General features: G+C 31.0%; 27 protein-coding genes. 16 read left to right on the forward strand and 11 right to left on the reverse strand.

Annotated elements, in window-relative coordinates; genetic code table 11:
* Positions 1 to 2: 2 nt before the first annotated feature.
* The 4 genes from ABD715_RS13565 to ABD715_RS13580 all read right to left on the reverse strand — a co-directional run bounded on the left by ABD715_RS13565 (position 3) and on the right by ABD715_RS13580 (position 4,265).
* Positions 3 to 740 carry a hypothetical protein gene (locus ABD715_RS13565; protein WP_344788819.1) on the reverse strand — a complete coding sequence of 246 codons (738 nt, stop codon included), beginning with the start codon at positions 738 to 740 and terminating at the stop codon, positions 3 to 5.
* A gap of 87 nt (positions 741 to 827) precedes the next feature.
* Positions 828 to 2,822 carry an NAD-dependent DNA ligase LigA gene (ligA, locus tag ABD715_RS13570; protein ID WP_344788820.1) on the reverse strand — a complete coding sequence of 665 codons (1,995 nt, stop codon included), beginning with the start codon at positions 2,820 to 2,822 and terminating at the stop codon, positions 828 to 830.
* A gap of 63 nt (positions 2,823 to 2,885) precedes the next feature.
* A complete protein-coding gene (gene prmC / locus ABD715_RS13575; protein WP_344788821.1) occupies positions 2,886 to 3,749 on the reverse strand; it encodes a peptide chain release factor N(5)-glutamine methyltransferase in 864 nt (287 codons plus the stop codon).
* 24 nt (positions 3,750 to 3,773) lie between these two features.
* Positions 3,774 to 4,265 carry a GNAT family N-acetyltransferase gene (locus ABD715_RS13580; protein WP_344788822.1) on the reverse strand — a complete coding sequence of 164 codons (492 nt, stop codon included), beginning with the start codon at positions 4,263 to 4,265 and terminating at the stop codon, positions 3,774 to 3,776.
* A gap of 53 nt (positions 4,266 to 4,318) precedes the next feature.
* Between ABD715_RS13580 and ABD715_RS13585 the strand changes: the two genes are divergently transcribed.
* From ABD715_RS13585 to ABD715_RS13605, 5 genes are read left to right on the forward strand one after another with little or no spacing between them, the layout of a single operon-like run.
* Entirely contained in the window at positions 4,319 to 4,774 is a 456-nt protein-coding gene (locus ABD715_RS13585) for an LEA type 2 family protein (protein WP_344788823.1), read from the forward strand.
* A 2-nt stretch (positions 4,775 to 4,776) separates the two neighbouring features.
* The gene (ribD, locus tag ABD715_RS13590) at positions 4,777 to 5,781 is read left to right on the forward strand and encodes a bifunctional diaminohydroxyphosphoribosylaminopyrimidine deaminase/5-amino-6-(5-phosphoribosylamino)uracil reductase RibD (protein ID WP_344788824.1); all 1,005 of its coding nucleotides are present in this window, start codon (positions 4,777 to 4,779) and stop codon (positions 5,779 to 5,781) included.
* Positions 5,774 to 6,385, forward strand: coding sequence for an HAD family hydrolase (locus ABD715_RS13595; protein ID WP_344788826.1), 612 nt, complete (start codon positions 5,774 to 5,776; stop codon positions 6,383 to 6,385). The genes ribD and ABD715_RS13595 overlap by 8 nt, the downstream gene beginning before the upstream one ends.
* A complete protein-coding gene (locus tag ABD715_RS13600; protein WP_344788827.1) occupies positions 6,382 to 7,245 on the forward strand; it encodes an EamA family transporter in 864 nt (287 codons plus the stop codon). The genes ABD715_RS13595 and ABD715_RS13600 overlap by 4 nt, the downstream gene beginning before the upstream one ends.
* Before the next feature lie 4 nt (positions 7,246 to 7,249).
* Complete coding sequence (locus ABD715_RS13605; RefSeq protein ID WP_344788828.1) at positions 7,250 to 7,855, forward strand: IMPACT family protein; 606 nt, start codon at positions 7,250 to 7,252, stop codon at positions 7,853 to 7,855.
* Here the strand turns inward: ABD715_RS13605 and ABD715_RS13610 are convergent.
* Positions 7,852 to 8,256 (reverse strand): acyl-CoA thioesterase, encoded by a 405-nt coding sequence (locus tag ABD715_RS13610; protein WP_344788830.1) that lies wholly within the window; start codon positions 8,254 to 8,256, stop codon positions 7,852 to 7,854. The two genes, ABD715_RS13605 and ABD715_RS13610, sit on opposite strands and share 4 nt — an antisense overlap.
* A gap of 190 nt (positions 8,257 to 8,446) precedes the next feature.
* Here ABD715_RS13610 and dnaA point away from each other — a divergent pair, with 190 nt between their 5' ends.
* Genes dnaA through ABD715_RS13625 form a run of 3 tightly spaced genes read left to right on the forward strand, consistent with a single transcriptional unit; the run spans position 8,447 to position 11,110 of the window.
* On the forward strand, positions 8,447 to 9,874 hold the full coding sequence (dnaA, locus tag ABD715_RS13615; RefSeq protein WP_344788831.1) for a chromosomal replication initiator protein DnaA: 1,428 nt from the start codon (positions 8,447 to 8,449) through the stop codon (positions 9,872 to 9,874).
* A gap of 12 nt (positions 9,875 to 9,886) precedes the next feature.
* Positions 9,887 to 10,339 carry a low molecular weight protein-tyrosine-phosphatase gene (locus ABD715_RS13620; protein ID WP_344788832.1) on the forward strand — a complete coding sequence of 151 codons (453 nt, stop codon included), beginning with the start codon at positions 9,887 to 9,889 and terminating at the stop codon, positions 10,337 to 10,339.
* A 54-nt stretch (positions 10,340 to 10,393) separates the two neighbouring features.
* Positions 10,394 to 11,110, forward strand: coding sequence for an SAM-dependent methyltransferase (locus ABD715_RS13625; RefSeq protein WP_344788833.1), 717 nt, complete (start codon positions 10,394 to 10,396; stop codon positions 11,108 to 11,110).
* Positions 11,111 to 11,117: 7 nt separating this feature from the next.
* Here ABD715_RS13625 and ABD715_RS13630 read toward each other — a convergent pair whose 3' ends face one another.
* The 5 genes from ABD715_RS13630 to dapF all read right to left on the reverse strand — a co-directional run bounded on the left by ABD715_RS13630 (position 11,118) and on the right by dapF (position 15,152).
* Entirely contained in the window at positions 11,118 to 11,783 is a 666-nt protein-coding gene (locus tag ABD715_RS13630; protein ID WP_344788834.1) for a lysozyme family protein, read from the reverse strand.
* A 110-nt stretch (positions 11,784 to 11,893) separates the two neighbouring features.
* On the reverse strand, positions 11,894 to 12,814 hold the full coding sequence (locus tag ABD715_RS13635) for a DUF2279 domain-containing protein (protein ID WP_344788835.1): 921 nt from the start codon (positions 12,812 to 12,814) through the stop codon (positions 11,894 to 11,896).
* Positions 12,814 to 13,857 (reverse strand): endolytic transglycosylase MltG, encoded by a 1,044-nt coding sequence (gene mltG, locus ABD715_RS13640; RefSeq protein ID WP_344788836.1) that lies wholly within the window; start codon positions 13,855 to 13,857, stop codon positions 12,814 to 12,816. Before mltG ends, ABD715_RS13635 begins: the two co-directional genes overlap by 1 nt.
* On the reverse strand, positions 13,858 to 14,382 hold the full coding sequence (locus tag ABD715_RS13645) for a GNAT family N-acetyltransferase (RefSeq protein WP_344788837.1): 525 nt from the start codon (positions 14,380 to 14,382) through the stop codon (positions 13,858 to 13,860).
* Entirely contained in the window at positions 14,379 to 15,152 is a 774-nt protein-coding gene (gene dapF, locus ABD715_RS13650) for a diaminopimelate epimerase (RefSeq protein WP_344788839.1), read from the reverse strand. The genes ABD715_RS13645 and dapF overlap by 4 nt, the downstream gene beginning before the upstream one ends.
* A 192-nt stretch (positions 15,153 to 15,344) precedes the next feature.
* Between dapF and ABD715_RS13655 the strand changes: the two genes are divergently transcribed.
* From ABD715_RS13655 to ABD715_RS13690, 8 genes are all read left to right on the forward strand, one after another.
* Positions 15,345 to 16,742, forward strand: a complete 1,398-nt coding sequence (locus ABD715_RS13655) for a trypsin-like peptidase domain-containing protein (RefSeq protein WP_344788841.1) — start codon at positions 15,345 to 15,347, stop codon at positions 16,740 to 16,742.
* A 140-nt stretch (positions 16,743 to 16,882) separates the two neighbouring features.
* Positions 16,883 to 18,331 (forward strand): glyceraldehyde-3-phosphate dehydrogenase, encoded by a 1,449-nt coding sequence (locus ABD715_RS13660; RefSeq protein ID WP_344788843.1) that lies wholly within the window; start codon positions 16,883 to 16,885, stop codon positions 18,329 to 18,331.
* A gap of 141 nt (positions 18,332 to 18,472) precedes the next feature.
* Complete coding sequence (locus tag ABD715_RS13665; RefSeq protein WP_344788844.1) at positions 18,473 to 19,102, forward strand: tRNA (guanine-N1)-methyltransferase; 630 nt, start codon at positions 18,473 to 18,475, stop codon at positions 19,100 to 19,102.
* A 125-nt stretch (positions 19,103 to 19,227) separates the two neighbouring features.
* Positions 19,228 to 19,905: a tRNA (guanosine(37)-N1)-methyltransferase TrmD gene (gene trmD, locus ABD715_RS13670; RefSeq protein WP_344788845.1), complete on the forward strand. Its 678-nt coding sequence runs from the start codon at positions 19,228 to 19,230 to the stop codon at positions 19,903 to 19,905.
* 198 nt (positions 19,906 to 20,103) lie between these two features.
* Positions 20,104 to 20,454 carry a 50S ribosomal protein L19 gene (rplS, locus tag ABD715_RS13675; RefSeq protein WP_344788846.1) on the forward strand — a complete coding sequence of 117 codons (351 nt, stop codon included), beginning with the start codon at positions 20,104 to 20,106 and terminating at the stop codon, positions 20,452 to 20,454.
* Positions 20,455 to 21,253: 799 nt separating this feature from the next.
* Positions 21,254 to 23,467, forward strand: coding sequence for an NADP-dependent isocitrate dehydrogenase (locus ABD715_RS13680; RefSeq protein ID WP_344788847.1), 2,214 nt, complete (start codon positions 21,254 to 21,256; stop codon positions 23,465 to 23,467).
* A 280-nt stretch (positions 23,468 to 23,747) separates the two neighbouring features.
* Positions 23,748 to 24,566: an N-acetylmuramic acid 6-phosphate etherase gene (gene murQ / locus ABD715_RS13685; protein WP_344788848.1), complete on the forward strand. Its 819-nt coding sequence runs from the start codon at positions 23,748 to 23,750 to the stop codon at positions 24,564 to 24,566.
* Positions 24,556 to 24,786 (forward strand): DUF6095 family protein, encoded by a 231-nt coding sequence (locus ABD715_RS13690; protein ID WP_344788849.1) that lies wholly within the window; start codon positions 24,556 to 24,558, stop codon positions 24,784 to 24,786. The genes murQ and ABD715_RS13690 overlap by 11 nt, the downstream gene beginning before the upstream one ends.
* Positions 24,787 to 24,799: 13 nt before the next feature.
* Here the strand turns inward: ABD715_RS13690 and ABD715_RS13695 are convergent, their stop codons facing one another.
* Entirely contained in the window at positions 24,800 to 25,306 is a 507-nt protein-coding gene (locus ABD715_RS13695) for a hypothetical protein (RefSeq protein ID WP_344788850.1), read from the reverse strand.
* Positions 25,307 to 25,612: the final 306 nt, after the last annotated feature.

A 25,612-nucleotide genomic window follows, 5' to 3' on the forward strand; every position in this document is an offset into this window, starting at 1 on the left:
TTTTATTTTGTAACCATATAATTCATCTCTTCTCGAGGTGTATTTTCTAGTTTCGCTTGTTTTAAAAAGAAGTAATAAGCTAATAAAGACAAAGCACCAGCAATAAAAGCCAACAAGTTTTTTTGTGATATGTAAATAAATGCCACATCAATCATTTCTGAAAAAACAATACACAAAGTGCCTAAAAATAAAAACAAAGACTTTCTATTATCTCTGTAAAAATAGTTTAATAACGCTATAGATAATAAAGTAAAAGTTACCACATTATAAACAAGCTCTAAATAAAAATCTGCATTAACTTTTAAATTAGGCTTAACAATTACTTGAACCACGTATATTAAATAAGTTCCCAATACAGTTAAAACACTTAAATGCATTTTATGATGCTTTAAAACGTATTTAAAATCTAAAGATTTACAAATTTTAATAGAAAAAGCTATATAGCCTAATATATACAGGGTATTACCTACATAATACTCCAAATTATCTAACCAATCTAACTCCTTATTAGTTATAAAAAAAACGGTCATACCAATAAAATCTGCTAGAGTAAAGCAAGCCAAGAAAATTACAAAATAAGTTTCTTTATTGCGCACACTTAAAAGATATATTAAAGCGATAACAGGAATAATAAAACCATCTAAATAAAATGCCATAGTATCATTATCGGTAAATTCGTAGAAAGAATACCCAACAAAAAGGAACAAAACTAAGCCTATTAAGGCTTTTATTTTTAACATGATTACATTTTATAAATCTCCAACAAATATATGGTTATTTCTTCAAAAAACTAAAAATTAGTGCTTTTTATCGATAAAATATGTTTTTTATCTCAATTTAAGTAAGAAATCATGCTCCGAAATTAAAGAAATCCCCAACTTATCTGCTTTATCTTTCTTACTAGGTCCCATTTTATCTCCAGCAACAATATAACTTGTTTTAGACGATATAGAACTACTTACTTTCCCTCCATTATCTTCTATTAGTTTTTTCAATTCATTTCTAGATACTATTTCAAATACACCAGAAACCACAACAATATCTCCTTCCAATTTATTGGTTTGTCCTTCAAGTTTCTCTGCAGATATTGCTAACTGCACTCCAGATTGTTTTAATTTTTCTATCAACTCTCTGTTTTCTTCTTGCGCAAAAAACAACCTAACACTTTGTGCTATTTTTATTCCTATCTCATCTACATTAACCAAATCTTCCTCACTTGCAGCAATTATAGCATCTATATTTTTATAATGCTTTGCTAATTTTTTAGCTACTGTTTCCCCTACATACCTTATACCTAAAGCATATAAAACACGCTCAAATGGAATTTTAACAGACTCTGCAATACCTTGAATTAAATTATCGGCACTCTTTTCTGCCATTCTTTCTAAAGGTATAACTTGCTCTTTGGTTAAATCGTATAAATCAGAATAGTCTTTTATTAAATTCTCTTTAACCAATAAAGCTACGGTTTCTCCTCCTAAACCTTCAATATCCATCGCTTTTCTAGAAATATAGTGCTGAATTCTTCCTGCTATTTGTGGGCTACATCCTGAATAGTTTGGACAAAAATGTTTAGCATCCCCCTCCTCTCTTACCAATTCTGTTCCACATTCTGGACAATGAGTAATATAGTCTGTAGTTTTAGAATCTAATGGTCTTTTTAAAAGATCTACACCTATTATTTTAGGAATAATTTCTCCTCCTTTTTCTACAAACACATAGTCGTTTACACGTATATCCAGTTTTTCTATTTGATCTGCATTATGAATAGATGCTCTTTTTACAATTGTACCAGCAAGCTCTACTGGTTCTAAATTTGCAACAGGAGTAATTGCTCCTGTTCTACCTACTTGATAAGAAATACTATTTAATTTTGTTGAAACCTGCTCTGCTTTAAACTTATAAGCCATTGCCCAACGAGGTGCTTTAGATGTGTATCCTAACTCGTCTTGTTGATGTAAATTATTAACCTTTATAACAACTCCATCGGTTTCGTAAGGTAAATTATGTCTTTCGATATCCCAATAATTTACAAACTCTAAAACCTCATCTATAGAGTTTACTAATTTTGCTGCATCTGGCACTTTAAAACCCCACAATCTTGCTTTAGATAAACTTTCAAACTGAGACCCTACACCTAAGTTTGTTCCTGTTAAATTATACAACAAACACTCCAATGGGCGTTTTGCAACCTCGCCACTATCTTGTAACTTTAAACTTCCAGAAGCTGTATTTCTAGGGTTTTTATAAGGTTCTTCGCCTTGCTCTATACGTGCTTGGTTCATTTTTATAAAACCATCAAAAGGCAAAACAATTTCGCCTCTTATATCAAATTTATCTGGGTAATCGCCTTTTAATTGAAGTGGTACAGATTTAATAGTTTTTATATTAGCTGTAACATTATCGCCTTGAAACCCGTCTCCTCGAGTAACTGCTTTTACTAACTTTCCGTTTTCGTAAGTTAAACTAATGGAGGCGCCATCGTACTTCAATTCGCATGTATATTCTATATTACCATCTACCAACTTTTTAATGCGAGTTTCCCAATCTAGTAAATCGTCTTTGGAGTAAGAATTATCTAGAGAATACATACGATGCTCGTGCGGAATGGTTTCAAAATTTTTAGTAACCTCACCACCTACACGTTGTGTTGGTGAATTAGCATCAAAAAACTCGGGGTGCTTTTCTTCTAACCCCTGAAGCTCTTTTAGTTTCATATCAAAATCGTAATCTGATATCGTTGCATTATCTAATACATAATAATTGTAATTATGTGTACGTAATTCATTTCTTAAATTTTCAATTTGCTCTTGCACTTCCATACTTAATTCTTACTCCTTATTATTTTTAATTTACACACCACACCTTTATAAGATTTAGAATAATTACAAAGTCCATTCGCCTTTAATCATTCTATCTTTTTTAAAAATATCTTGCTTTAGTTTTATATTTTTAAAATGAGATGTACTTAATAAATGTATCATTTCTTTTCCGAGGTATTCGTTTATTTCAAAAAACAAACACCCTTGTTTATTTAATTTCTTTATTGCAAAATCTGTAATAACCTTATAAAATTGTAGGGGATTTTCGTTTTCTACAAATAACGCCAAATGTGGCTCGTTTTCTAAAACATTGGGTTGCATTAACTCTTTTTCTAGGTTACGAACATAAGGCGGATTAGAAACTATAATATCAAATGTATGAGGTTTTAAAACATACTCTGAATATGGCCTATCTAAAATACTAGCCTCAACAAACTCAATATTTACAGCATTTAACCTAGCATTTTCTTTGGCTACTTCTAGCGCTTCACTACTTACATCCAAAGCAAACACTTTAGCATTTGGCAAGTTTTTTGCCAAAGAAATAGCTATACAACCACTACCTGTACCAATATCTAAAATTTTCACTTCTTTTTCTTTGCCAATACAGTCTTTAATAACCCACTCTACCAATTCTTCAGTTTCTGGCCTAGGTATTAAAGTGTTTTTATTCACTTTAAACATTAAACCATAAAACTCGGTTTCTCCTAGTATATATTGGATAGGGTTTTGCGCTTTTAACAACTCTAAAGCATCTAGTATAGGCTCAGTCTTTTCAATCGATAAGTTATAATCCATAGCCAAATCAATTCTAGCTATTTTATAATACTCATCCAATAGCATATAAAAAAAACTATCAATTTCTTCTATAGGATATAAAGCGCCAAGCTCATCTTTAAATCTATTCTGAATTGTTTTTAACTTCATTTTACACTAATGCTTATTAATAAATTACAAGTTTTTAAGCATCCAAACACCGCAAGAATAATGCCCTGTATTACCTAAAGCACCATCTATATATCTAAAACCTAAGCGCTCGTACAAATGTAATGCTGCTTTTAACTGAGAAGCAGACTCTATATAACACTGCTTAAAACCTTTTTCTTTTGCAGATACCATACAAGTTTCTAGCATCTTTTTACCTAATCCCAAGCCCCTAACTTTTGGAGAAAAGTACATTTTTTGAATTTCGCATACATCATTTTCAAAATCTTTTAATGGTTTAAATCCACAACCACCATACACAACACCCTCATGCTCTACAACATAATAAACATCATTAGTATTTTGATAAGCCTCGTACATCTTTGAAGTTTCTGGATCTGTATACGCAGTGCCTTCTAACGGAATTTTAAACTCATGAAAGCAAGCTCTAATAATTTGCTCAATTTCAAGATTGTCTTCTGCCTTAATTTCTCGAATAACAATAGTATCTTTGTTCACTTTAAAACTACATTTTTATAGTAGTGAAGATACATTAAATCTAAAAATTCAAAATGAAACGCCTTATAATCTTATCAACAATATTACTTACTTTTTTTAACTGTTCGGTAAGCGAAAAACCAGAATTTATTAACATAAAAAATATTAAAGTAACCGAGTCTAATTCTAAATTTATTACAATTACTGCAGATGCTTTGTTTTTAAATCCAAACGATATTGGTGGCCAATTAAAAACCGATGCTATTAAAGTAATCGTAAACGATACAGAAATGGCATCTATTTCTACCAAAAGCTTTAATGTTCCTGCTAGAAACGAGTTTTCCATCCCTCTAAAAGCCAGCGTACCAACAGATAGTATTTTTAGCAACAAAAATTTAGGACGATTAATTGGTAGTTTATTTAGTAAAAAAATAAAAGTGCAATATAAAGGCGATATAAAATATAAAGTTTTTGGTTTTTCTCACGCATATCAGGTTGACCAAACAGAAGACATAAAAATTAAAATATAAGCTTGAAAACTCACGAATTTTACATAAAACGTTGCTTAGAAATTGCCAAAAACGGACTAGGAACTACCCGACCAAATCCAATGGTTGGTAGTGTTATTGTTTATAATAACCAAATAATAGGAGAAGGTTACACTAGTAAATATGGAGAAAGCCACGCCGAGGTAAATGCTATAAACTCGGTTGCAAATAAATCACTCTTAAAAGAAGCTACCATTTATGTTACCCTTGAACCTTGCTCCCACTACGGAAAAACACCTCCATGTAGCGACCTTATTATAAAAAATAAAATACAAAATATTGTAATTGGTTGCATTGACGACAACCAACTGGTTGCAGGAAAAGGTATAAAAAGACTAAAAGAAGCAGGACATAATGTTACCGTAGGCATTTTAGAAAAAGCATGCAAAACACACCACAAACGCTTTTTTACATTTCATAACAAAAAACGACCGTATATTATATTAAAATGGGCACAAACTACAAATGGTTTTATTGCACCAGAAACTAAAAACGAACAAAAACCTGTTTGGATTACTAATAAAAATTCGCGACAATTAGTGCATAAATGGCGTGCCGAAGAGCAAGCTATTTTAGTAGGCACAAATACGGTTACACAAGACAACCCATCTTTAACAACTAGAGACTGGACAGGAAACAACCCTACTCGAATTATTATAGATAAAGACAATAAACTAAACCCAACGCTTGCTGTTTTTAACGCTTTCGCGGATACCATTATTGTTAATAAAGACACTATAGATTTTTCTAATAATATAGCCAGTCAAATTTGCAACCTGCTATTTAGCAAAAACATTTCTTCTGTTATTATTGAAGGAGGAAAAAAAACCTTACAAACTTTTATTGATGAAAATCTTTGGGATGAAGCCAGGGTTTTTACTGGTGAATCTGAGTTTAAAAAAGGGATTAAAGCTCCTAAACTTACAGGGAGATTAAGTAAAACAGAAAATATTAAGAACGATATTCTTAAAATATATAAAAATGATTAAAACAATTATATTCGATTTTGGTAATGTATTTATAAATCTAGATATACCAGGCGCTATTGCTAAAACATACAAAAAACTTGAAGTTAAAGAAATACCCGAAGAAATAACAGCTTTTAATGGCTTATACGAACAAGGCCTTATATCTACAGAAGAATTTATTGAATTTTATCTTGAAAATTTCCCAAACTTATCAAAAGAAGATGTTATTAACACTTGGAATTATATACTTAAAGATTTCCCAGAGCACAGACTTGACTTTTTAAAAGAAATAAAAGCTTCTAAAAAATACAAACTAATTCTTTTAAGCAATACAAACGACCTACATATAAATTGGATAAAAGAAAACGTACCTTATTACAACGATTTTAAAGCTTGTTTTGATGCCTTTTATTTATCTCACGAAATTAATTTAAGTAAGCCTAATAACGATATTTACGAATTTGTTTTAAACACAAACACACTTAAAGCAAACGAATGTATATTTATAGACGATAATAAAGATAATATAGAATCTGCTAAGAAACTAGGCATTAACACTTGGCATTTAAACCCCGAAACAGACGACGTAAGCCAACTTTTTAAGATAAATAATAACCTATTTTGATTTTTCTACTTCTTAGCATACTTGCATCTACTTTAATATTTATAATTTTTAAAAGCTTTACAAAATACAATGTAAATACTTTTCATGCTATTATAATTAATTATGCAATAGCCTGTTTTACTGGAGTATTAAATTACGACGCTCCAATTTCTATAGCCAACATTATAAATGCCAAATGGTTTTTGGGCGCTTTATTTTTAGGCTTTTTATTTATATCTATATTTAATGTAATGGCTTTAACTGCACAACGTAACGGGTTATCTGTTGCATCAGTAGCCAGTAAAATGAGTGTTATTATACCTATAATGTTTGGGTTATACGCCTATAACGAAAGCGCTAATGCTTTAAAAGTTATCGGAATTATTTTAGCCTTAGTTGCTGTATATTTAACATCTATTAAAAACAAATCCATAGGTTTTACAACTAAAGGCTTATGGCTTCCCTTAACCCTTTTTTTAGGCTCTGGTATTTTAGACACCACGCTTAAATACATAGAAACAACACATGTAGCAAAAAACGGAATTCCTATTTTTTCTGCAACTATATTTTTTATTGCAGGCTGTATTGGTGTTATTACTCTAGGAGCAAAAAGTATTAAAACTAAAATTAACTTTAACTACAAAAGTGTTGTTGGCGGATTTGTTTTAGGCATTGTAAATTATTATTCTATTTATCTATTACTAAAAGCTCTACAAGTAGACTCTTTCGAAAGTTCCACAATATTTACAATAAACAATGTAGCTGTTGTTATGCTTACAACTCTTTTAGGCTTATTGCTTTACAGAGAAAAACTCTACATCAAAAACTGGATAGGTATTGGCTTTGCAATTGTATCTATAATACTAATTAGCATTTCTTAAAACCATGGAAAAAGACACTTACAACACTATAAACGTAGCCAGCAAAGAAACTTTATACAAAGATAAAAACAGTAAGTTTTTTGGATATGCATTTCCTGTTTTTACAGAAGATGACGTAAAACCTATTATAGAAACATTAAAAAAACAACATCACGCTGCAAGACACTGGTGTTATGCTTATCAAATAGGAACCGAAAAAATTGCATTTAGAGCAAATGACGATGGAGAACCTAGCAATTCTGCGGGGATGCCAATTTATGGTCAAATTCAATCCTTTAACGTTACTAACATACTAATAGTAGTGGTACGCTATTTTGGCGGAGTAAAACTAGGCGTTGGAGGTTTAATTAATGCTTACAAAACATCGGCGCAACTTACATTAGAAGCTTCTAAAATTTTAGAAAAAACCATTAATATTAATTACACTATCTCTTTTGAATATAAAAACATGAACAAAGTGATGCGTATTATTAAAGAGAAAAATCTTAAAATAATAAGTCAGAAACTCGAATTAAGCTGCGATATTAAAATTTCTGTTAGAAAAAAAGATGCTAAAAGCACTTTAGAAGTTTTTAATAACCTCTACGAAATAACAATAAAAGAAGCTTAATCTAATTCATCAATAACATCTAGTATGTATTTTGGTGCACGCATTGGTTTATTCGTTTTAGTATCAATAAACACCAAAACAGTGCTTGCTGTGGTTAAAATATCTCCAGCTTCATTTGTTATTACATATTCAAATTCAATCTTGGCAGACGGTTTGTTTTTGAGTTGTGTTTTTACATTAATTACATCATCATAACCCACTGATTTTTTATAGTTTATATTCAAAGAAACTACAGGTAACATAACACCGTTTTCTTCCATGCTTTTATAAGAAACACCAAGTTTTCGCAACCACTCAATACGTCCCATTTCTAGATATAATGCATAATTACCATGATAAACTACCCCCATTTGATCGGTTTCACCGTATCTCACTCTTATTTGTATTTCGTCGAATTTCATAGCTGTAATTAATATTTTTTTTGTAGTTTCGATTATCGTTTAAACATGCGGAAAAATTTCTAAAAAATCAATAGAAAATCATTTTTTTTTTAAGATTTTTGTTCACATATTTGCAGCGCAATTGGGGGAAAGAAAATAATTCATATTCACCTATCAAATTAACTAACAAAACAACTATAAATTAGAATTAATGAGTGAAACTGCGCAATCGGTATGGAATAATTGTCTAGAATTCATAAAGGATAATATCCAACCGCAAGCATACAAAACTTGGTTCGAGCCAATAAAAGCAGTTAAACTTACAGATAACGCTTTAAGCATTCAGGTACCTAGTAAATTCTTTTATGAGTGGCTTGAAGAGCATTATGTTAAAATACTAAAAGTATCTTTAACTAAAGAACTTGGAGAGAAAGCCAAACTTGTTTACATAATTAAAATGGAAAACACGTATGGCAATAAACAACCTTTCACAGAAAAAATTCCTAGTTCTAATAGAACATCTGTAAAAGCGCAAGATGTAGATATTCCGTTTAACAATAAAAGTCCAGAATTAAGAAATCCATTTGTTATTCCTGGTATTAGAAATGTAAAAATTGAATCTCAGTTAAACCCTAATTACAGTTTCGAAAACTTTTTAGAAGGCGATTCTAATCGCTTAGCAAGAAGTGCTGGTTTAGCTGTTGCTGCAAAACCAGGAGGCACATCTTTTAATCCGCTATTAATTTTTGGTGGTGTTGGTTTAGGAAAAACACACTTAGCACATGCTATAGGTGTAGACATTAAAGATAAGCACCCAGAAAAGACCGTTTTATATATTTCTGCCGAAAAATTTACGCAACAGTATATAGACTCTGTTAAAAAAAATAATAGAAACGATTTTATTCATTTCTATCAAATTATAGATGTCCTTATTATTGATGATGTTCAGTTTTTATCTGGTAAATCAGGAACGCAAGACGTGTTTTTCCATATATTTAATCACTTACATCAAAACGGGAAGCAAGTTATTTTAACAAGTGACAAAGCTCCGGTAGACATGCAAGATATAGAGCAACGCTTATTATCTCGATTTAAATGGGGACTTTCTGCTGAATTACAAAACCCTGATTTTGAAACTCGAGTTTCTATTTTAAGAAACAAATTATATCGTGATGGTGTGGAAATGCCTGAAGATATTATTGAATATGTTGCTAAAAACATAAAAAGCAACGTAAGAGAACTTGAAGGAGCTATTATTTCGTTAATTGCTCAATCGTCTTTCAACAAAAAAGAGATTACAATAGATTTAGCAAAAACAATTGTAGAAAAGTTTGTTAAAAACACCAAGCGCGAAGTCTCTATAGACTATATTCAAAAAATTGTGTCAGACTATTTCCAAATGGATGTAGACACATTACAATCTAAAACGAGAAAACGTCATATTGTACAAGCTAGGCAATTAGCTATGTTTTTTGCAAAAAAGTTAACCAAAGCTTCTTTAGCTAGTATTGGTTCTCAAATAGGAAAACGCGATCACGCAACAGTATTACATGCTTGTAAAACTGTAGACAACCTGTCGTCTACAGACAAACAATTTAGAAAATACGTAGAAGACATTACCAAAAAACTATCTGTTTAAAACACATTAGTTATGACTAAAATTCTAATGGTTTGTTTAGGTAACATTTGCCGATCTCCATTAGCGGAAGGTATTTTAAAATCTAAATTACCAAAGAATAAATTTTTAGTAGACTCTGCTGGCACAGCAAGCTATCATGTTGGTAATTCTCCAGATGTACGGTCTATTGCTGTTGCTAAAAAATACGGTTTAAACATTTCGAATTTAAAAGCACGACAATTTATTGCTGATGATTTTAATGTGTTTGATTATATATATGTTATGGACACTTCAAACTACAACAATGTTATAGCATTAGCTAGTAATAAAACCGACAAAACTAAAGTAAATTACATACTTAACACGGTTTATCCCGATCAAAATTACGACGTACCAGACCCCTATTATGGAGGTAACCAAGGTTTCGAAAACATATACAAAATGCTAAACGAAGCTTGTACTATAATAGCTAAAGATTTAATTTAACATTAATCTTTTTAGTATTTTTAACATTCAACCGTTACTTAACAACTTTGATTTATGAACACCGAAAAAGGAAAACTTTATCTTATACCAACAACTTTAGGAGACAACGAGCCTTTAGAAGTGTTACCTATGTCTGTAAAAAAAATAATAGAACTTACTGATACTTTTATTGTTGAAAACGAAAAAACTGCTCGTCGTTTTATAAAACGCATTAATTCTAGTAAAGTACAATCTAATTTAGAGATTTTTCATTTAAATAAATTTACAGACAGTAGCATATTGCCAGAGTTTTTAGAACCTTGCTTACGAGGTGTAAACGTAGGATTATTATCTGAAGCCGGTTGCCCCGGTGTAGCAGATCCAGGTGCAGATATTGTAAAACTAGCACATGAAAAAGATATTAAAGTAGTTCCGTTGGTAGGACCGTCGTCTATTTTAATGGCCATGATGAGCTCTGGAATGAATGGTCAAAGTTTTTCTTTTAATGGTTATTTACCTATTGACAAGAGCGAACGCAAAGCAGAAATTAAACGATTAGAACGTTTATCGTTCGACCATAATCAATCCCAGATATTTATAGAAACTCCTTATAGAAATAATAAAATGCTCGAAGATCTATCGAATATTTTAGGCGGTAACACCAACATATGTGTAGCTTGCGATATTACTTTACCTACCGAATACATAAAAACATATACAGCCAACAATTGGAGCAAAAAAAAAGTAGACCTCCACAAGAGACCTACTATTTTTATAATTCATAAAAGCTAAAAAACTATTAAATAGTATTTGCTTTAGCTTTTTTATTTGGTTTAAGAAAAGAAGTATCGTAACCCGAAAATCTTTTCATGTAATAACGTACCGTGGTACCATAACCATCAGCAAAGTTATCTAAACCATAACTTCTTAAATACTTTTTTACACTTCCAGGACCTGCTAAATGCGCTGCAGCTAAAATACCAGACTCGGTAACAACAATGCCATTTATGCGTTTTCCAACAAAATTCTTTATATCACGACGCAATATCCATTTATTTCTTTGCGCATTTGCAATAAAAGCTTTTTCTTGAAGTTTAGGGTTCTTTAAAAACTGATCGGTATTGTTTATACCAATTAATTTTAAAGTTCCTCGTCCAAATTGGTATTTCCCTAAATACCCATAAGTGTTGACAGTAAAATAATTACCACCAGATTCTTTAAAGGCCAACGCCTCTTTAAAACCAACAAAAGATTTTCCTAAATATGGAGAAAAAATTTTGTTTCCTTCTTTAGATGCCAAAGTATTATCTTTAATACCTCCATCAAGACTTACCGTGTAATTTAATACTAAGCCTTCTGTTGAATACTTTTTTAAATCTAGCTCTTCGTTTGACGAAAAAGACATTAACAATAAAAAAACAATTGATAATGTTAGACCTAAAATACTTGTAATATTCTTTGTCATGGTTTCTAAATTCTTCAGTGAAATTACAATTTTAATTCACTTGAAATTTTGAGCGTGCAAAAGTAAGCATTATTACGTTTTTATCAAAATAAATCGTTAATCAGCCAATATCAAATGTAGAATAGATGAAATACACACCCTTTTTTATTAATTTCTAGAGTTGGAAAAGGTATTTTTATCATATTAAAAAAGCTAAAAATGGTCTTTAAAAAAGGAGAGTTTGTTTTAATATTACTTAGGTTAACATCCAAACTTAAGTAATATTGCCTATATCTTGGCATGGTATTTACCACCTGATTATCAAGACCTTTATACCCTTCGACACCAGACAACATGCCATCAGCTCCATACCCTACTGCTACATTTAGCCACTTTGGTATTTTACTTTCTTTAAAGAAAGCGTGAAGGTTTGTACTTAACCAATAAGTTTGGCCATTATAGTCTTTTAAAACTTGTTCTAAAAGGTTTTCTCCAAGCTTATCTGGTCGCATTTTCGCATATTTTGTATGATGAAAAGAGTACTTTAATGCTATACGCTGCTCTTTCCATAGTAATTCTTGACCAATATAGAGCCCAGTTCCTGTTCCATTTGCTATTATATCGCCCCAAGAAAACCCCCATTCTTTAGAATGTCCATCTAACAATTCTACAGCTGTTAAAAAACCAAAACCTAAAGTACCACCATAAATTAATTGATTTTTTTTGCTTACTCCGCTCCAATTTAATAATTGAGCGCCATGTTTTCCCATTTGATAAGATGTAAATACATGTCCAAGTTTATCCATTTGCATCCACTCACTATTATCATTTAAGGTATGGAATTTAGACCTTTCATAATCTGCATACCATAACTGATCTAGAGCTAAAAGAGTTAAACCTGTAAAAGCAGTTTCAGAAATTATAATTGCTTTTTTTCGTTTTACATTTAGGGTATCGCTTGGTGTTAAAAACGAGCTAAAAGAAGACTGCGAAAAAGAAGATGCAGATATAAAACTAAATAAAATGATATAAGTAAACCGAAAAAAACGCACTATTTATTAATACCTTGAGAAGACAAATAACTTTGATATGCTCTCGCATTAGCATTATGCTGAGATAATGTTTTAGCGAATTTATGAAATCCAAAACGTTTAGCATCAGCTGCAAAATATATATATTTATGTTTTTCGAAATTTAAAACTGCATCAATAGCAGATATATCTGGCATTGCAATAAGTCCTGGTGGTAAACCTCTATTTTTATAAGTATTGTAAGGAGACTCTATGTCTTTATGTACATTTAAAACACGCTTTATAACTGTATTTTTATACTTAGGTAGTTGATATGCAGCAAATTTTAATGTAGGATCTGCTTGTAATGGCATACCTATTCTTATTCTATTCATATATACACCAGCAATTCTTGGTTGCTCTGATGCTTGCTTAGACTCTTCGTAAACTATAGACGCCAATGCAATAACTTGATCTCTAGATAAACCTATAGCTTTTGCTTTTTTATTTCTTGAATCGTTCCAGAAACGGTTATACTCTACAAGCATGCGGTCTCTAAATTTCTCGGCAGATGTATTCCAGAAAAACTCGTAACTATTTGGTAAATACATACCTAAACATGTGGCTTTATTAAAATCGTATGTTTTTAAAAACGTCTTATCAGTCATTGCCTTTAATAACGATACACTGTCTGCTTCTATCTGCATACTAATACGCCCTGCTAATTTTTCTAGCGTTTCTTGATTATTAAAAGACACCTTTACTGGTAAATTTTTACTTCTAATAGAATTAATAATATCATTATTATTCATGCCTTTAGTAATAGCAAACCGTCCTGCTTTAATATTTGTGGTATACTTTTTTTGTTCTGCCAGAGCATCAAACTTATCTATATCCAATAAAAGAGGTTCTAACTGTTGACGCACCTCTTTATAAGTGGCGTTAGATTTGACATAAATAAAAGCTTTTTCGTTATTAAACGCTGTATTAGCAGTAAACATAGTTGAATAAACAAAATATGAAAATGCTGCTGCAGCAACTAGGCCTAAAAGCGCAATGGCTAGAAGTATTTTTTTTATATACATTTAATTATTTATAAGCTGAAATAAATATTCGTTTTTAAAAGAACCTTTTACATAGTTCCAGTCTTTTTTTAATCCAATTTGCGTAAAACCATTATGAGCAAACAGTTTAACACTAGCTTTATTTTCTTCGGATATATTACAATATAATTGATGCAATCCTAAATGCGAAAAACTATAATTTATAAGTAATTGTAGCGCTTCTTGCCCATAACCTTTATCTCGATTAATTTTATCTTTTATTAAAATACCAACACCTGCACGTTTGTTTTTAAAATCGAAATCGAATAAATCTATAAGGCCTAAAGCTCTATTTTTATAATTTGAAATAACCAAACGCAGTTGCTTAACCTCGTAAATATCTTTATGGGCATGCTCTAAATACTGTTTAATTAAATATCTAGAATATGGTGTTTGTGTGTTGCTTATTTCCCATATAGATTCATCGTTTTCAATAGCATAAATAAAATCTAAATCTTCGGGTTCTAGCGCACGTAAAAAAATATGTTCTCCTTTAAGAGTTATCATATACTACCTTTAAATACTAGTTTAGCAGGTCCAATAAGCCAAATATTAGAATACGCATTATTGTCTTGAGCATCGAAAGACACTTGTAATTCACCACCTTCAACATTTAAATTTACAAGATTACTAGTCGTATGTTTTGTAGCATGCATAGCAATAGCAACACCAGTTACACCTGTACCACAAGACAAGGTTTCGTCTTCCACCCCACGCTCGTAAGTACGCACTCTAAAAGTCTGGTTATCAATTTTTTTTACAAAATTAACATTACTACCTGCTTCATTGTATGGTGCTCCGTACCTAATTTTAGCGCCAATCGATTTAATATCAAAAGTATCAATATTATCTTCAAATTGTACATGGTGTGGCGAACCGGTATTTAAAAATACATGACTTTTATATTTTTCAACCTTATCAACATCTCCCATATGTAATTTTACAATACCATTGCTAATAGTGGCATTATGCACACCATCTATAGCTTCAAAAGTTGTACTATTATTAATTATTCCCAATTGCTTCGCAAAAGCAACAGCACATCGCGCACCGTTACCACAAAAGCTTTTACTAGCATCGGCATTAAAATAAATCATTTCAAAATCTAAATCGGCATGATTTTCTATTAAAATAAGTCCGTCTGCTCCTATTCCAAAACGCCTGTCACACAACTCTGTAACACGTTTTGTATTATTTTTATTGAATGTTTGTTGACGATTATCAATCATCACAAAATCATTTCCTGTTCCTTGATATTTATAAAAAGTCTGTTGCATATATAAAGCACAAAGATATAAAACTTATACCATATTTTTGATTGTTAAACGCACGTTAAAATTGACGTTAAAAATCGTTAAAACATAAAATTGAATTCAATAAATAAGTAATTTTAATTGTTATTAGAAAAAAACATATTAATAAAACGATTATAATAACTGATAAAACAGATAATTAAAACACTTACAAACATGAAGAAGATTTTATCATTAGTACTAGTTTCTGCATTGGGTGGTGCATTAACACTTGGAGCTTATAAATTATTTATAGAAGACCAAAAAACAATGGTAGTTAATACTACTGAAACAAAACCAGCTTTTATACCTACAAATAATACCGTTTATAAAGCATACGAAACCCCAGATTTTACTATAGCTGCAGAAAATACAGTTAACGCTGTGGTGCACGTAAAAAATGTAACATTAAGTTCTGGCCAATACTCTTTACAAGATTTATTTTCTGGCAGAAGCACGCAACGTGCACAAATGGGAACCGGATCTGGTGTTATAATTAATGCCGATGGTTACATTATTACCAACAACCACGTTATAGATAAATCTCAAGAATTAACGGTAACATTAAATAATAATAAAACGTATACTGCTGAAATTATTGGAACAGATAAAAAAACAGATATTGCTCTTTTAAAAATTGATGCCGATGGAGATTTACCTTTTGTAACCTTTGGAGACTCTGACGATACAAAGATTGGAGAATGGGTATTAGCTGTAGGTAATCCTTTTAACTTAACATCAACTGTTACTGCAGGAATTATTAGTGCTAAAGCACGTGATTTATCTGGTAATAGTACCCAATCTTTTTTACAAACAGATGCAGCTGTAAACCCTGGTAATTCTGGAGGCGCATTAGTTAATACTAACGGAGAGTTAGTAGGTATTAATACTGCAATTACATCGCAAACTGGCTCTTATGTTGGCTACTCTTTTGCTGTACCTAGTAATATTGCAAGAAAAGTAATAGAAGATATTATGGAGTATGGCAATGTACAAAACGGAATACTTGGTGTACAAGGAGGCACATTAAATAGTAGCGCAGCCGAGCAAATAGGTGTTGATGATACAGAAGGTTTCTATATTGATAGCGTAGTTGAAGATTCTGGTGCTGAAAAATCTGGATTAACTAAAGGAGATATTATTAAAGAAATTGATAATGTAAAAATCTCTAAGTTTTCTGATTTAAGCGGACACTTAGGTGCTAAACGTCCCGGAGATACGGTTTATGTTACTTTTTCTAGAGATGGCAACTTAAAAACTATACCTGTAGAACTAGTAAGAAACGAAACTTTTATTATGCCATTGGTTGGTCAAGTAAAAAATGCAAAACCAAAGGAGTTAAAGAAAAATAATACGCCTAATGGTATAAAAATTATGAAACTAAATAATGATTATGCTAATTACTGGAGAAAAAATGGCGTTAAAGAAGGTACTATTATTACCGCTATTAACGATCAAAAAATTAATTCTGTTGATGATGCTCAAAACATTATTAAAAACCAATCGCCAAACGAGCCATTGCGTATAGAATTAATTAACGAAAATGGAGAAAAAGAACGTTATAACTTTAGATAATTGTAATTAAAATATTATAAAATTAACTAGCCTCTTTAAGTAAAATTAAAGAGGTTATTTTTTTTAATTAATAGCTTACGAAAACGTTTGAAATATAGTACTTTTGCAAAAAAACAACTACTAAACTAAATTTTTAAACTATGAGTTTTAATAAGACTTATGAAAATGAATTGGCTTTTCAAGCAGACAGAAGAAGGGCTACTGTAGAATTTATAAAAATTGTGAGCGATATTTGGTACGATAAGTCCATAGAGCTAGTACTTTTTAGAAATCAATTAATAGATAAAAATGTAAGTCAAATTCTTAATCTTCACGAATACGCTGGCAAATTTGTACAAAAACCCATTTCAATTTTTGACTCGGTAGAATTGGCTCAAGCTATTAAGGCTTTAGACTTTCCGCCTGCTAAACTAGATATAGGTAAACTAACTTACGAGTTTCATTTAGAAGATAATTTACATAACAGCGCTACCGATTTTATTGCTTCTAAATTAAAAGATGCTAATAAAAACGGAAATATAGAGCCTAAAGATGTTGTTCTTTATGGTTTTGGTCGTATTGGTCGCTTAGTAGCCAGAGAGCTTATGGCTAGAACTGGTAAAGGGAGCCAATTACGATTAAGAGCTATTGTTACCCGTGGCGATATTACAGAAGATATTTTAAAAAAGAGAGCTTCTCTGCTACGTAACGACTCTGTACATGGCGATTTCTCTGGTACAGTATCTGTAGATATCGATAATAAATCTCTTATAATCAATGGTACAACAGTAAATATTATTTCGGCTAAAGCACCAGAAGACATTGATTATTCTGCGTACGGTATTACAAAAGCTTTAATAATAGATAATACTGGAGCTTTTAGAGATAAAAAAGCATTAAGCAGACATTTAAAATCTAAAGGAGCGCATAAAGTATTACTTACCGCTCCTGGTAAAGAAATACCAAATATTGTATACGGTGTAAATCATAAAGAACACAACCCAGATAAAACTAATATTTTTTCGGCTGCATCTTGTACTACAAACGCCATCTCTCCTATTTTAAAAACTATTGAAGATTCTTTTGGAGTAAAAAGTGGACATTTAGAAACCATTCATGCTTATACAAACGACCAAAATTTAGTCGATAATTTTCATGGCAAGTACCGTCGTGGCAGAGCTGCAGCGCTTAACATGGTAATTACAGAAACTGGAGCAGGAAAAGCAGTAGCTAAAGCATTACCAAGTTTGGCTGGTAAATTAACATCTAACGCCATACGTGTTCCGGTGCCTAATGGGTCTTTAGCTATTCTTAATTTAGAATTAGAAAAAGAAACCTCTTTAAATGCTGTACATTCTATAATTAAAAAATATGCTTTAGAAGGTGACTTAGTCGAACAAATAAAATACGAATTAAGCGACGAGTTAGTTTCTAGCGATATCGTTGGCTGCTCTGCCCCATCTATATACGATAGTAAAGCCACTATTATTCGTCCAGATAACAAAAATATAGTTTTATATATCTGGTACGATAACGAGTATGGCTATAGCCACCAAGTAATTCGTTTAGCAAAATATATAGCAAAGGTAAGACGCTATACTTATTATTAATAAAATAGATAATCTAAAATACATTAAGTTTCGTATATAAATTAGCCTCAATTATTGAGGCTTTTTATTATTTAGTATAATAACTAAACAATATTTTATAAATTCGTAATCCAAAAACAACCTATTTTAACGATAACCTAAATGAAATCTATTAAATATCTTACAAACCTAGTTGCTATTTTTATCTTTTCGTTTTCTTTGTCTGCGCAAACTAAGCCTGTAGAAGAAAATGAGACACTTTCTTTAAATAGCGGAACCATAGATAGTCAGTTTGAATTTATTTTTAAAAAATCTGGTAATTTTAAAGGTACAAATGGTCAAGCTTATGAAGCTGTAAAACAAGCATGGTTATATACTTTAAAAGCTCACACCTTAGATTCTTTAAAAACGGTACATAAAAATTTAAACGATACTCGTGCTATTGTTAAATCTCAAGCTAAAGAAATCACCGATTTAAAGTTAAACCTTTCTAATACTCAAAATAGCTTAAACCAAACTGATGCAGAAAAAAATAACATGGCCTTATTTGGAATGCAAATGAGCAAAGTAAACTATAATATGCTAATGTGGAGTATAATTGGTAGCTTATTAGCATTACTTATTTTCTTTATTTACAAGTTTAAAAACAGTAATTCTATAACTAAAGATGCCAAACATGCCCTTGCTGAAATAGAAGAAGAATTTGATGAACACAGAAAAACAGCTTTAGAACGCGAACAAAAAGTAAGACGCCAACTACAAGACGAAATAAATAAACAAAAAGGGGTCTAAATAACCTTTTGTTAAACACAAAAAATCTGTAATTTAAAAATTACAGATTTTTTTTTACATTATAAGTAACATCTTCAAACATAAAAACAATTAAATTATCTTTGCGCATCTAAAACTATAGATTCATGCGAATAGATATTATTACCGTTTTACCAGAGTTGCTTAAAAGTCCGTTTGAAGCTTCTATTTTAAAACGAGCCATTGATGCGGGTTTGGTAGAAGTTAACTTTCATAATCTGCGCGATTATACTAGCGATAAATACAAATCTATTGATGATACCCAATTTGGTGGCGGAGCTGGTATGGTAATGATGATTGAACCTATTGATAAATGTATTTCTCACTTAAAATCGCAACGCGACTACGACGAGATTATATATATGACGCCTGATGGCGAAACATTAAAACAAGGTATTGCTAACCATTTATCGCTAAAGGAAAACATTATTATTCTTTGCGGACATTATAAAGGTGTAGACCAACGTGTGCGCGATCAATTTATAACTAAAGAAATTTCTATAGGCGATTATGTTTTATCTGGAGGCGAATTGGGCGCTGCTGTTTTATGCGATTCTATAATAAGACTTATTCCGGGTGTATTAGGCAACGAAACTTCGGCTTTAACAGATTCTTTTCAAGATAATTTATTGGCTCCTCCTATTTATACTAAACCTAGAGAATATAAAGGATGGAAAGTTCCAGAGTTACTCTTTGGAGGTAATACACCTAAAATTGAAAAATGGAGAGAAGAACAGGCCTACTTAAGAACAAAAGAAAGACGACCTGATTTATTAGACGATTAGTATTTTAAATTCTATATCTTTTGCCTCTTTTTGCAAAAAATATAACTAATAGGCAAACCTTGAAGGAAACACCATTTTTTTTTACTTAAAACGTTTAACTTACAACTTTTTATGTATATTTGCACCCAATTTCGGGTTAACCTCTGGCGAAAATCGTGAATGTTGTTCTGAATCAATAAATTAAATAAATATAAAGATATGGAATCTTTAATAAAATTTGTTCAAGACGAGTTTGTAACAAAAAAAGATTTTCCAGAGTTTAGCGCTGGAGATACAATTACAGTATTCTACGAAATTAGAGAGGGAGAAAAAGTTCGTACTCAGTTTTTTAGAGGTGTAGTAATTCAAAGAAGAGGATCTGGAACTGCAGAAACTTTTACAATTAGAAAAATGTCTGGTACAGTTGGTGTAGAGCGTATCTTCCCTGTTAACTTACCTGCATTACAAAAAATAGAAGTTAACAAACGTGGTAAAGTACGTAGAGCACGTATCTTTTACTTTAGAGGTCTTACTGGTAAGAAAGCTAGAATTAAAGAAGAACGTCGCTAGTAATATACTAATACAGCGAAAGCATAAAAAAGCCTTGACCATGTCAAGGCTTTTTTTATTAACAAAAGTTAACAAGTGTAGTTTATAACACGTTGATAATTAATTTGTTAAAACATACATTTAACTTTAATATTTCTCTATCTTTACAATAAGATTAAATACAACGTTCATTATAAATAATTGTTTTTTAATATTTTAAAGTTTAATTGTAAATAACTTATAAATATGATATAGCTGTTAGTTATTAATGCAAATGCAAAAAGAACTTAACACAGTTTAAAAAAGCTTGAAAAAAATTATACCAAGTAAAAGGTATACTATTTTAAAGCCAATCTAGTCGTTTTTGTATTACTCAAGTAATATATAAAATGCTAAATATCCAGAAAAACAATTAATAAGAGGCATTTTCGTAATAGTTCAATACATTTTGAAAATTACAACAGAAAATGTTTCATTGAAATAATACCACTTAAATTATGCTGTTAAAGTGTATTTAACCAGTTTAGTAGAGATACTAGATAATTAAAGTCTTATTATTTCAAAAAAGCCATATCAAAATAGATAAAATTCTATAGTGATATGGCTTTTGTTTTTTTTAACTTTCAATGTATTTTAGTACTAATTTCACTATTGCTTAATCTTTTTTTGGTTTTCTGTTAAAACTGCTATAAAACACTTTACTTCCTTTAATAATAACACTAAATTAAATATCAAATTTTGTATATTCGCATGGCTAAAAATTAAGCTACTCTTTTAAGGCTTTTTTGGCTCTAATAACAAATAAAAAAACAAGAAACGAATGTCTAAAATTATCTACACGAAAACAGACGAAGCTCCAGCTTTAGCAACACGATCATTTTTACCTATTGTAAAAGCTTTTGTTAATTCTTCAGGAATAAATATTGAAACTAAAGATATCTCTTTAGCTGCAAGAATTCTAGCTGTTTTTCCAGATTTTTTAAAAGAAGAACAACGCGTTTCGGACGATTTAGCAATACTAGGAGAATTAGCGAAAAAACCTGAAGCTAATATTGTAAAATTACCAAATATTAGTGCTTCTATACCGCAATTAAAAGCAGCTATAAAAGAATTACAATCTCAAGGTTTTGCCATACCTAACTATCCAGACGAACCTGCAAACGATGCAGAGAAAGATGCTAAATCGCGTTACGATAAAATTAAAGGTAGTGCAGTAAACCCAGTATTAAGAGAAGGCAACTCAGATAGACGTGCTCCTAAGGCTGTAAAAAATTACGCTAAAAACAACCCGCACTCTATGGGGGCTTGGACTAAAGACTCGAAAACACATGTTGCCACTATGCAAGCTGGAGATTTTGCACACAACGAGAAATCTACAACTATTAGCGATGCTACTACTGTAAGTATAGAACATACCGATGTTAACGGAAATGTAACTATTTTAAAAAATAATATAGCCCTTTTAAAAGGTGAAATTATTGATGGTACAGTAATGAGTAAAAAAGCATTACTAGCCTTTTTAGAAACAGAAATTGCTGACGCTAAAGCTAACAATGTACTGCTATCGCTACACATGAAAGCCACTATGATGAAGGTTAGCGATCCAATTATATTTGGTCACGCTGTACGGGTATTCTTTAAAGATGTATTTGCTAAACATGGTACTGCACTAGAAGAAGCCGGAGTTGATGTAAACAATGGTTTTGGTAATTTATTAGACAGCATTAAATCTTTACCAGAAACAAAACAAAAAGAAATTCAAGAAGATATAGACGCTGCTTTCGCAAATGGTCCTGCTGTTGCCATGGTAAATTCAGATAAAGGTATTACAAACTTACATGTGCCTAGTGATGTTATTATTGATGCCTCTATGCCAGCAATGATTCGTACTTCTGGTCAAATGTGGAACGCTGCAGGGCAACAACAAGATACTAAAGCTATTATTCCAGATAGTAGCTATGCAGGTATTTATACAGCAACAATTAATTTCTGCAAAGAGCATGGTGCTTTCGATCCTACCACAATGGGAACAGTTCCTAACGTAGGTCTTATGGCTCAAAAAGCAGAAGAATATGGTTCTCACGATAAAACATTCGAAATTCCATCTAACGGAACTGTTAAAGTTGTAGACGCAAACGGGAACACATTAATAGAGCATAATGTTGAAACTGGAGATATTTGGAGAATGTGTCAAGTTAAAGACGCACCTATTCAAGACTGGGTTAAGCTAGCAGTAACAAGAGCTAGAGCATCAGAAACTCCTGCAGTATTCTGGTTGGACGAAAACAGAGCTCATGATGCCGAGTTAATAAAAAAAGTAAATACTTACTTAAAAAACCACGATACAAACGGGCTAGATTTAAGAATCTTATCACCAATTAAAGCAACAATTTTTACTTGCGAAAGACTTAAAGATGGTAAAGACACTATTTCGGTTTCTGGAAACGTTTTAAGAGATTATTTAACAGATTTATTTCCAATATTGGAAGTTGGAACAAGTGCTAAAATGTTATCAATAGTACCATTAATGAATGGTGGAGGTTTATTTGAAACAGGTGCTGGTGGTTCTGCCCCAAAACACGTACAACAATTATTAGAAGAAAACCACCTACGTTGGGATTCTCTTGGAGAGTTCTTAGCGCTTGCTGTTTCTTTAGAGCATTTTAGCCAGGTAAACAACAACCCTAAAGCCAAAATATTAGGAGATGCATTAGATGATGCTACAGATAAATTACTAGAAAACAAAAAAGGCCCTTCACGTAAAGCAGGAGAGTTAGACAATAGAGGTAGTCATTTTTATATCGCATTATATTGGGCACAAGCACTAGCTAACCAAACTAAAGATGCCGATTTAAAAGCAGAGTTTACAACAATAGCAAAAGCGTTAAAAGATAACGAAACTATAATTGTTAAAGAACTAGAAGAAATTCAAGGCAATCCAATTAGCATTGGCGGTTATTACGAACCAAACGAAGCTTTAATTAACCAAGCCATGCGACCAAGTAAAACCTTTAATGCCATTTTAAATAACTAAACGTTTTTAAAACTAGCATTTATAAATAAAAAATCCCATATACTATTTAGCAACAAATAATATATGGGGTTTTTTATTTGTATAATTTGGGCGTTACATTTTTCCGTATAACTACAAAATGTCGGGCTATCCGCTATATCTTTTTCGTATTTTAAAAATGGTAATATATTCTGTAATTATTACTAAATTAAAAAGTAATACAATCATAAAACATACCATTTAATACAAAAAAGGATGTCGCTTCTATCCCTAACGCAACTAAAAATTGTACTTTTGAATTATGGATTTTACAAAAACAACAGAGCAAGATTCCAAGTATTCACATTTAGAAAAAATGAGTCTTTCTAAATTATTAGAAAACATAAATAACGAAGACAAAACAGTACCAATAGCAGTACAAAAAGCTATACCACAAATAGAAGCTTTAGTAAATCAAATAGTAATAAAACTAAAAGAAGGCGGTCGTTTATTTTATTTGGGAGCAGGTACTAGTGGTCGTTTAGGCATTGTAGATGCCTCAGAATGTCCTCCTACATTTGGAGTATCTCACGAACTTGTTGTAGGTTTAATTGCTGGAGGCGATACAGCTATTAGAAAAGCTGTAGAATTTGCCGAAGATTCTACAACACAAGGCTGGCAAGATTTACTAAAAAACAACATCACAAATAAAGATGTTGTTATTGGTATTGCAGCATCAGGTACTACTCCATATGTTATATCCGCACTAAAAAAATGTAACAAGAATAATATTATAACAGGTTGTATAACATGTAACCATAATAGCCCGTTATCACAAACAGCTAAATATCCAATAGAAGCCATAGTAGGCCCAGAATTTATAACCGGTAGCTCTAGAATGAAAGCAGGCACAGCTCAAAAATTAATACTAAACATGATAACAACATCTACCATGATTCAATTAGGACATATCAAAGGCAATAAAATGGTAGACATGCAATTAAGTAATAATAAACTAGTAGATCGAGGTACGAAAATGATTATGTCAGAATTAAAAATTAGCCAAACCGAAGCCTTATCACTATTAAATAAATATAAAAACGTACGAATAGCAATTCAAAATTATAACCATGGAAAATAAAACAGACAAAGTAATTCTTTTTAAAGGTATAAAAACATTAATCTTTGCAGTATTAAGCTTATTTATGGGTCCTGTGTTATTAAGCTTTGCTTTTAGTAAACCAGACGATAAACTTTACATCCCGCTTTTAATAATTGGGTGCCTAATATGTGCATTTGCTGTATTTCTAATATTTAAAGGCCTTAAGCTAATTATGAATAGTATGTTTAAAAAAAATTAACTCAATTCTTATTCTATTTAACTTTTAGGAATTCTTTAGGAGTTGTTGGGTTATATCCAAACTCTAAATCATCAAAATATATATTTAAGCCCTTTAAAATATAATTTATAATCGCATAATGATGTATCGTATGACTATTTGCTTGTGCTAATAAAGCACTAAAACTATATAATATTTCTATCTGCCCTAAACCCAAGTCATCAATTACTTTTACGTTTATTTCATCCTCCTCAATACAAAAACCTACAAGATTATTTATCACTTCTTCTAAATAACATTTAGCCGAATAACATTCACATTCTACCTTTTTATTTCTAGATCTTTTAGTTAAATCAACTCTAAAGTCCTTATCATAGTTAAAAATACAAGTATAAAAATCAAGTATATGCCTTATATGCGAACCAATACTAGATTTATAAGGAAGTACAGAATTATTAGATAATTGATCATCCGATAAATTATTCAATAAACATTTAGTCTTTTCAAGAGTTTTTAAAGTAGATTGGATAATTATATTCATGCACACTAAAATAAATAAAAATATTAAACTTAGAATTATTAATTTAAGTCTAATTAAAAAATAAACCTTACAAATATTAAAATAAAACAAATTAGCTAAAGCAAAGTATTAATCATATACTTTGTATAACCAATATCCCACATTAATAGTAATAAATACAAGAAAAACAAGCTTGCCTGTATATTATTAGTCAGTAGCCCCCATAGATAAGTTTGTATTAACATTTCCTTCGTATTATAAATAGTATAAAGTTTTACTTTAAGTTGAGTATATAACAAAAAAAAATCCTCAACAAATAAATGTTGA

The organism is Postechiella marina, assembly GCF_039538365.1.
Taxonomy (GTDB): domain Bacteria; phylum Bacteroidota; class Bacteroidia; order Flavobacteriales; family Flavobacteriaceae; genus Postechiella; species Postechiella marina.

Coding starts and splice junctions, on each gene's coding strand:
- ligA (WP_344788820.1), bottom strand. CDS start 2,822: ATGGAAGTGCAAGAGCAAATTGAAAATTTAAGAAATGAATTACGTACA.
- ABD715_RS13620 (WP_344788832.1), top strand. CDS start 9,887: ATGACTAAAATTCTAATGGTTTGTTTAGGTAACATTTGCCGATCTCCA.
- mltG (WP_344788836.1), bottom strand. CDS start 13,857: ATGTATATAAAAAAAATACTTCTAGCCATTGCGCTTTTAGGCCTAGTT.
- ABD715_RS13610 (WP_344788830.1), bottom strand. CDS start 8,256: ATGAAATTCGACGAAATACAAATAAGAGTGAGATACGGTGAAACCGAT.
- ABD715_RS13690 (WP_344788849.1), top strand. CDS start 24,556: ATGGAAAATAAAACAGACAAAGTAATTCTTTTTAAAGGTATAAAAACA.
- ABD715_RS13655 (WP_344788841.1), top strand. CDS start 15,345: ATGAAGAAGATTTTATCATTAGTACTAGTTTCTGCATTGGGTGGTGCA.
- ABD715_RS13625 (WP_344788833.1), top strand. CDS start 10,394: ATGAACACCGAAAAAGGAAAACTTTATCTTATACCAACAACTTTAGGA.
- trmD (WP_344788845.1), top strand. CDS start 19,228: ATGCGAATAGATATTATTACCGTTTTACCAGAGTTGCTTAAAAGTCCG.
- murQ (WP_344788848.1), top strand. CDS start 23,748: ATGGATTTTACAAAAACAACAGAGCAAGATTCCAAGTATTCACATTTA.
- ABD715_RS13695 (WP_344788850.1), bottom strand. CDS start 25,306: ATGAATATAATTATCCAATCTACTTTAAAAACTCTTGAAAAGACTAAA.
- rplS (WP_344788846.1), top strand. CDS start 20,104: ATGGAATCTTTAATAAAATTTGTTCAAGACGAGTTTGTAACAAAAAAA.
- dapF (WP_344788839.1), bottom strand. CDS start 15,152: ATGCAACAGACTTTTTATAAATATCAAGGAACAGGAAATGATTTTGTG.
- ABD715_RS13595 (WP_344788826.1), top strand. CDS start 5,774: ATGATTAAAACAATTATATTCGATTTTGGTAATGTATTTATAAATCTA.
- ABD715_RS13665 (WP_344788844.1), top strand. CDS start 18,473: ATGAAATCTATTAAATATCTTACAAACCTAGTTGCTATTTTTATCTTT.
- ABD715_RS13660 (WP_344788843.1), top strand. CDS start 16,883: ATGAGTTTTAATAAGACTTATGAAAATGAATTGGCTTTTCAAGCAGAC.
- ABD715_RS13680 (WP_344788847.1), top strand. CDS start 21,254: ATGTCTAAAATTATCTACACGAAAACAGACGAAGCTCCAGCTTTAGCA.
- ABD715_RS13605 (WP_344788828.1), top strand. CDS start 7,250: ATGGAAAAAGACACTTACAACACTATAAACGTAGCCAGCAAAGAAACT.
- dnaA (WP_344788831.1), top strand. CDS start 8,447: ATGAGTGAAACTGCGCAATCGGTATGGAATAATTGTCTAGAATTCATA.
- ABD715_RS13645 (WP_344788837.1), bottom strand. CDS start 14,382: ATGATAACTCTTAAAGGAGAACATATTTTTTTACGTGCGCTAGAACCC.
- prmC (WP_344788821.1), bottom strand. CDS start 3,749: ATGAAGTTAAAAACAATTCAGAATAGATTTAAAGATGAGCTTGGCGCT.
- ABD715_RS13565 (WP_344788819.1), bottom strand. CDS start 740: ATGTTAAAAATAAAAGCCTTAATAGGCTTAGTTTTGTTCCTTTTTGTT.
- ABD715_RS13630 (WP_344788834.1), bottom strand. CDS start 11,783: ATGACAAAGAATATTACAAGTATTTTAGGTCTAACATTATCAATTGTT.
- ABD715_RS13585 (WP_344788823.1), top strand. CDS start 4,319: ATGAAACGCCTTATAATCTTATCAACAATATTACTTACTTTTTTTAAC.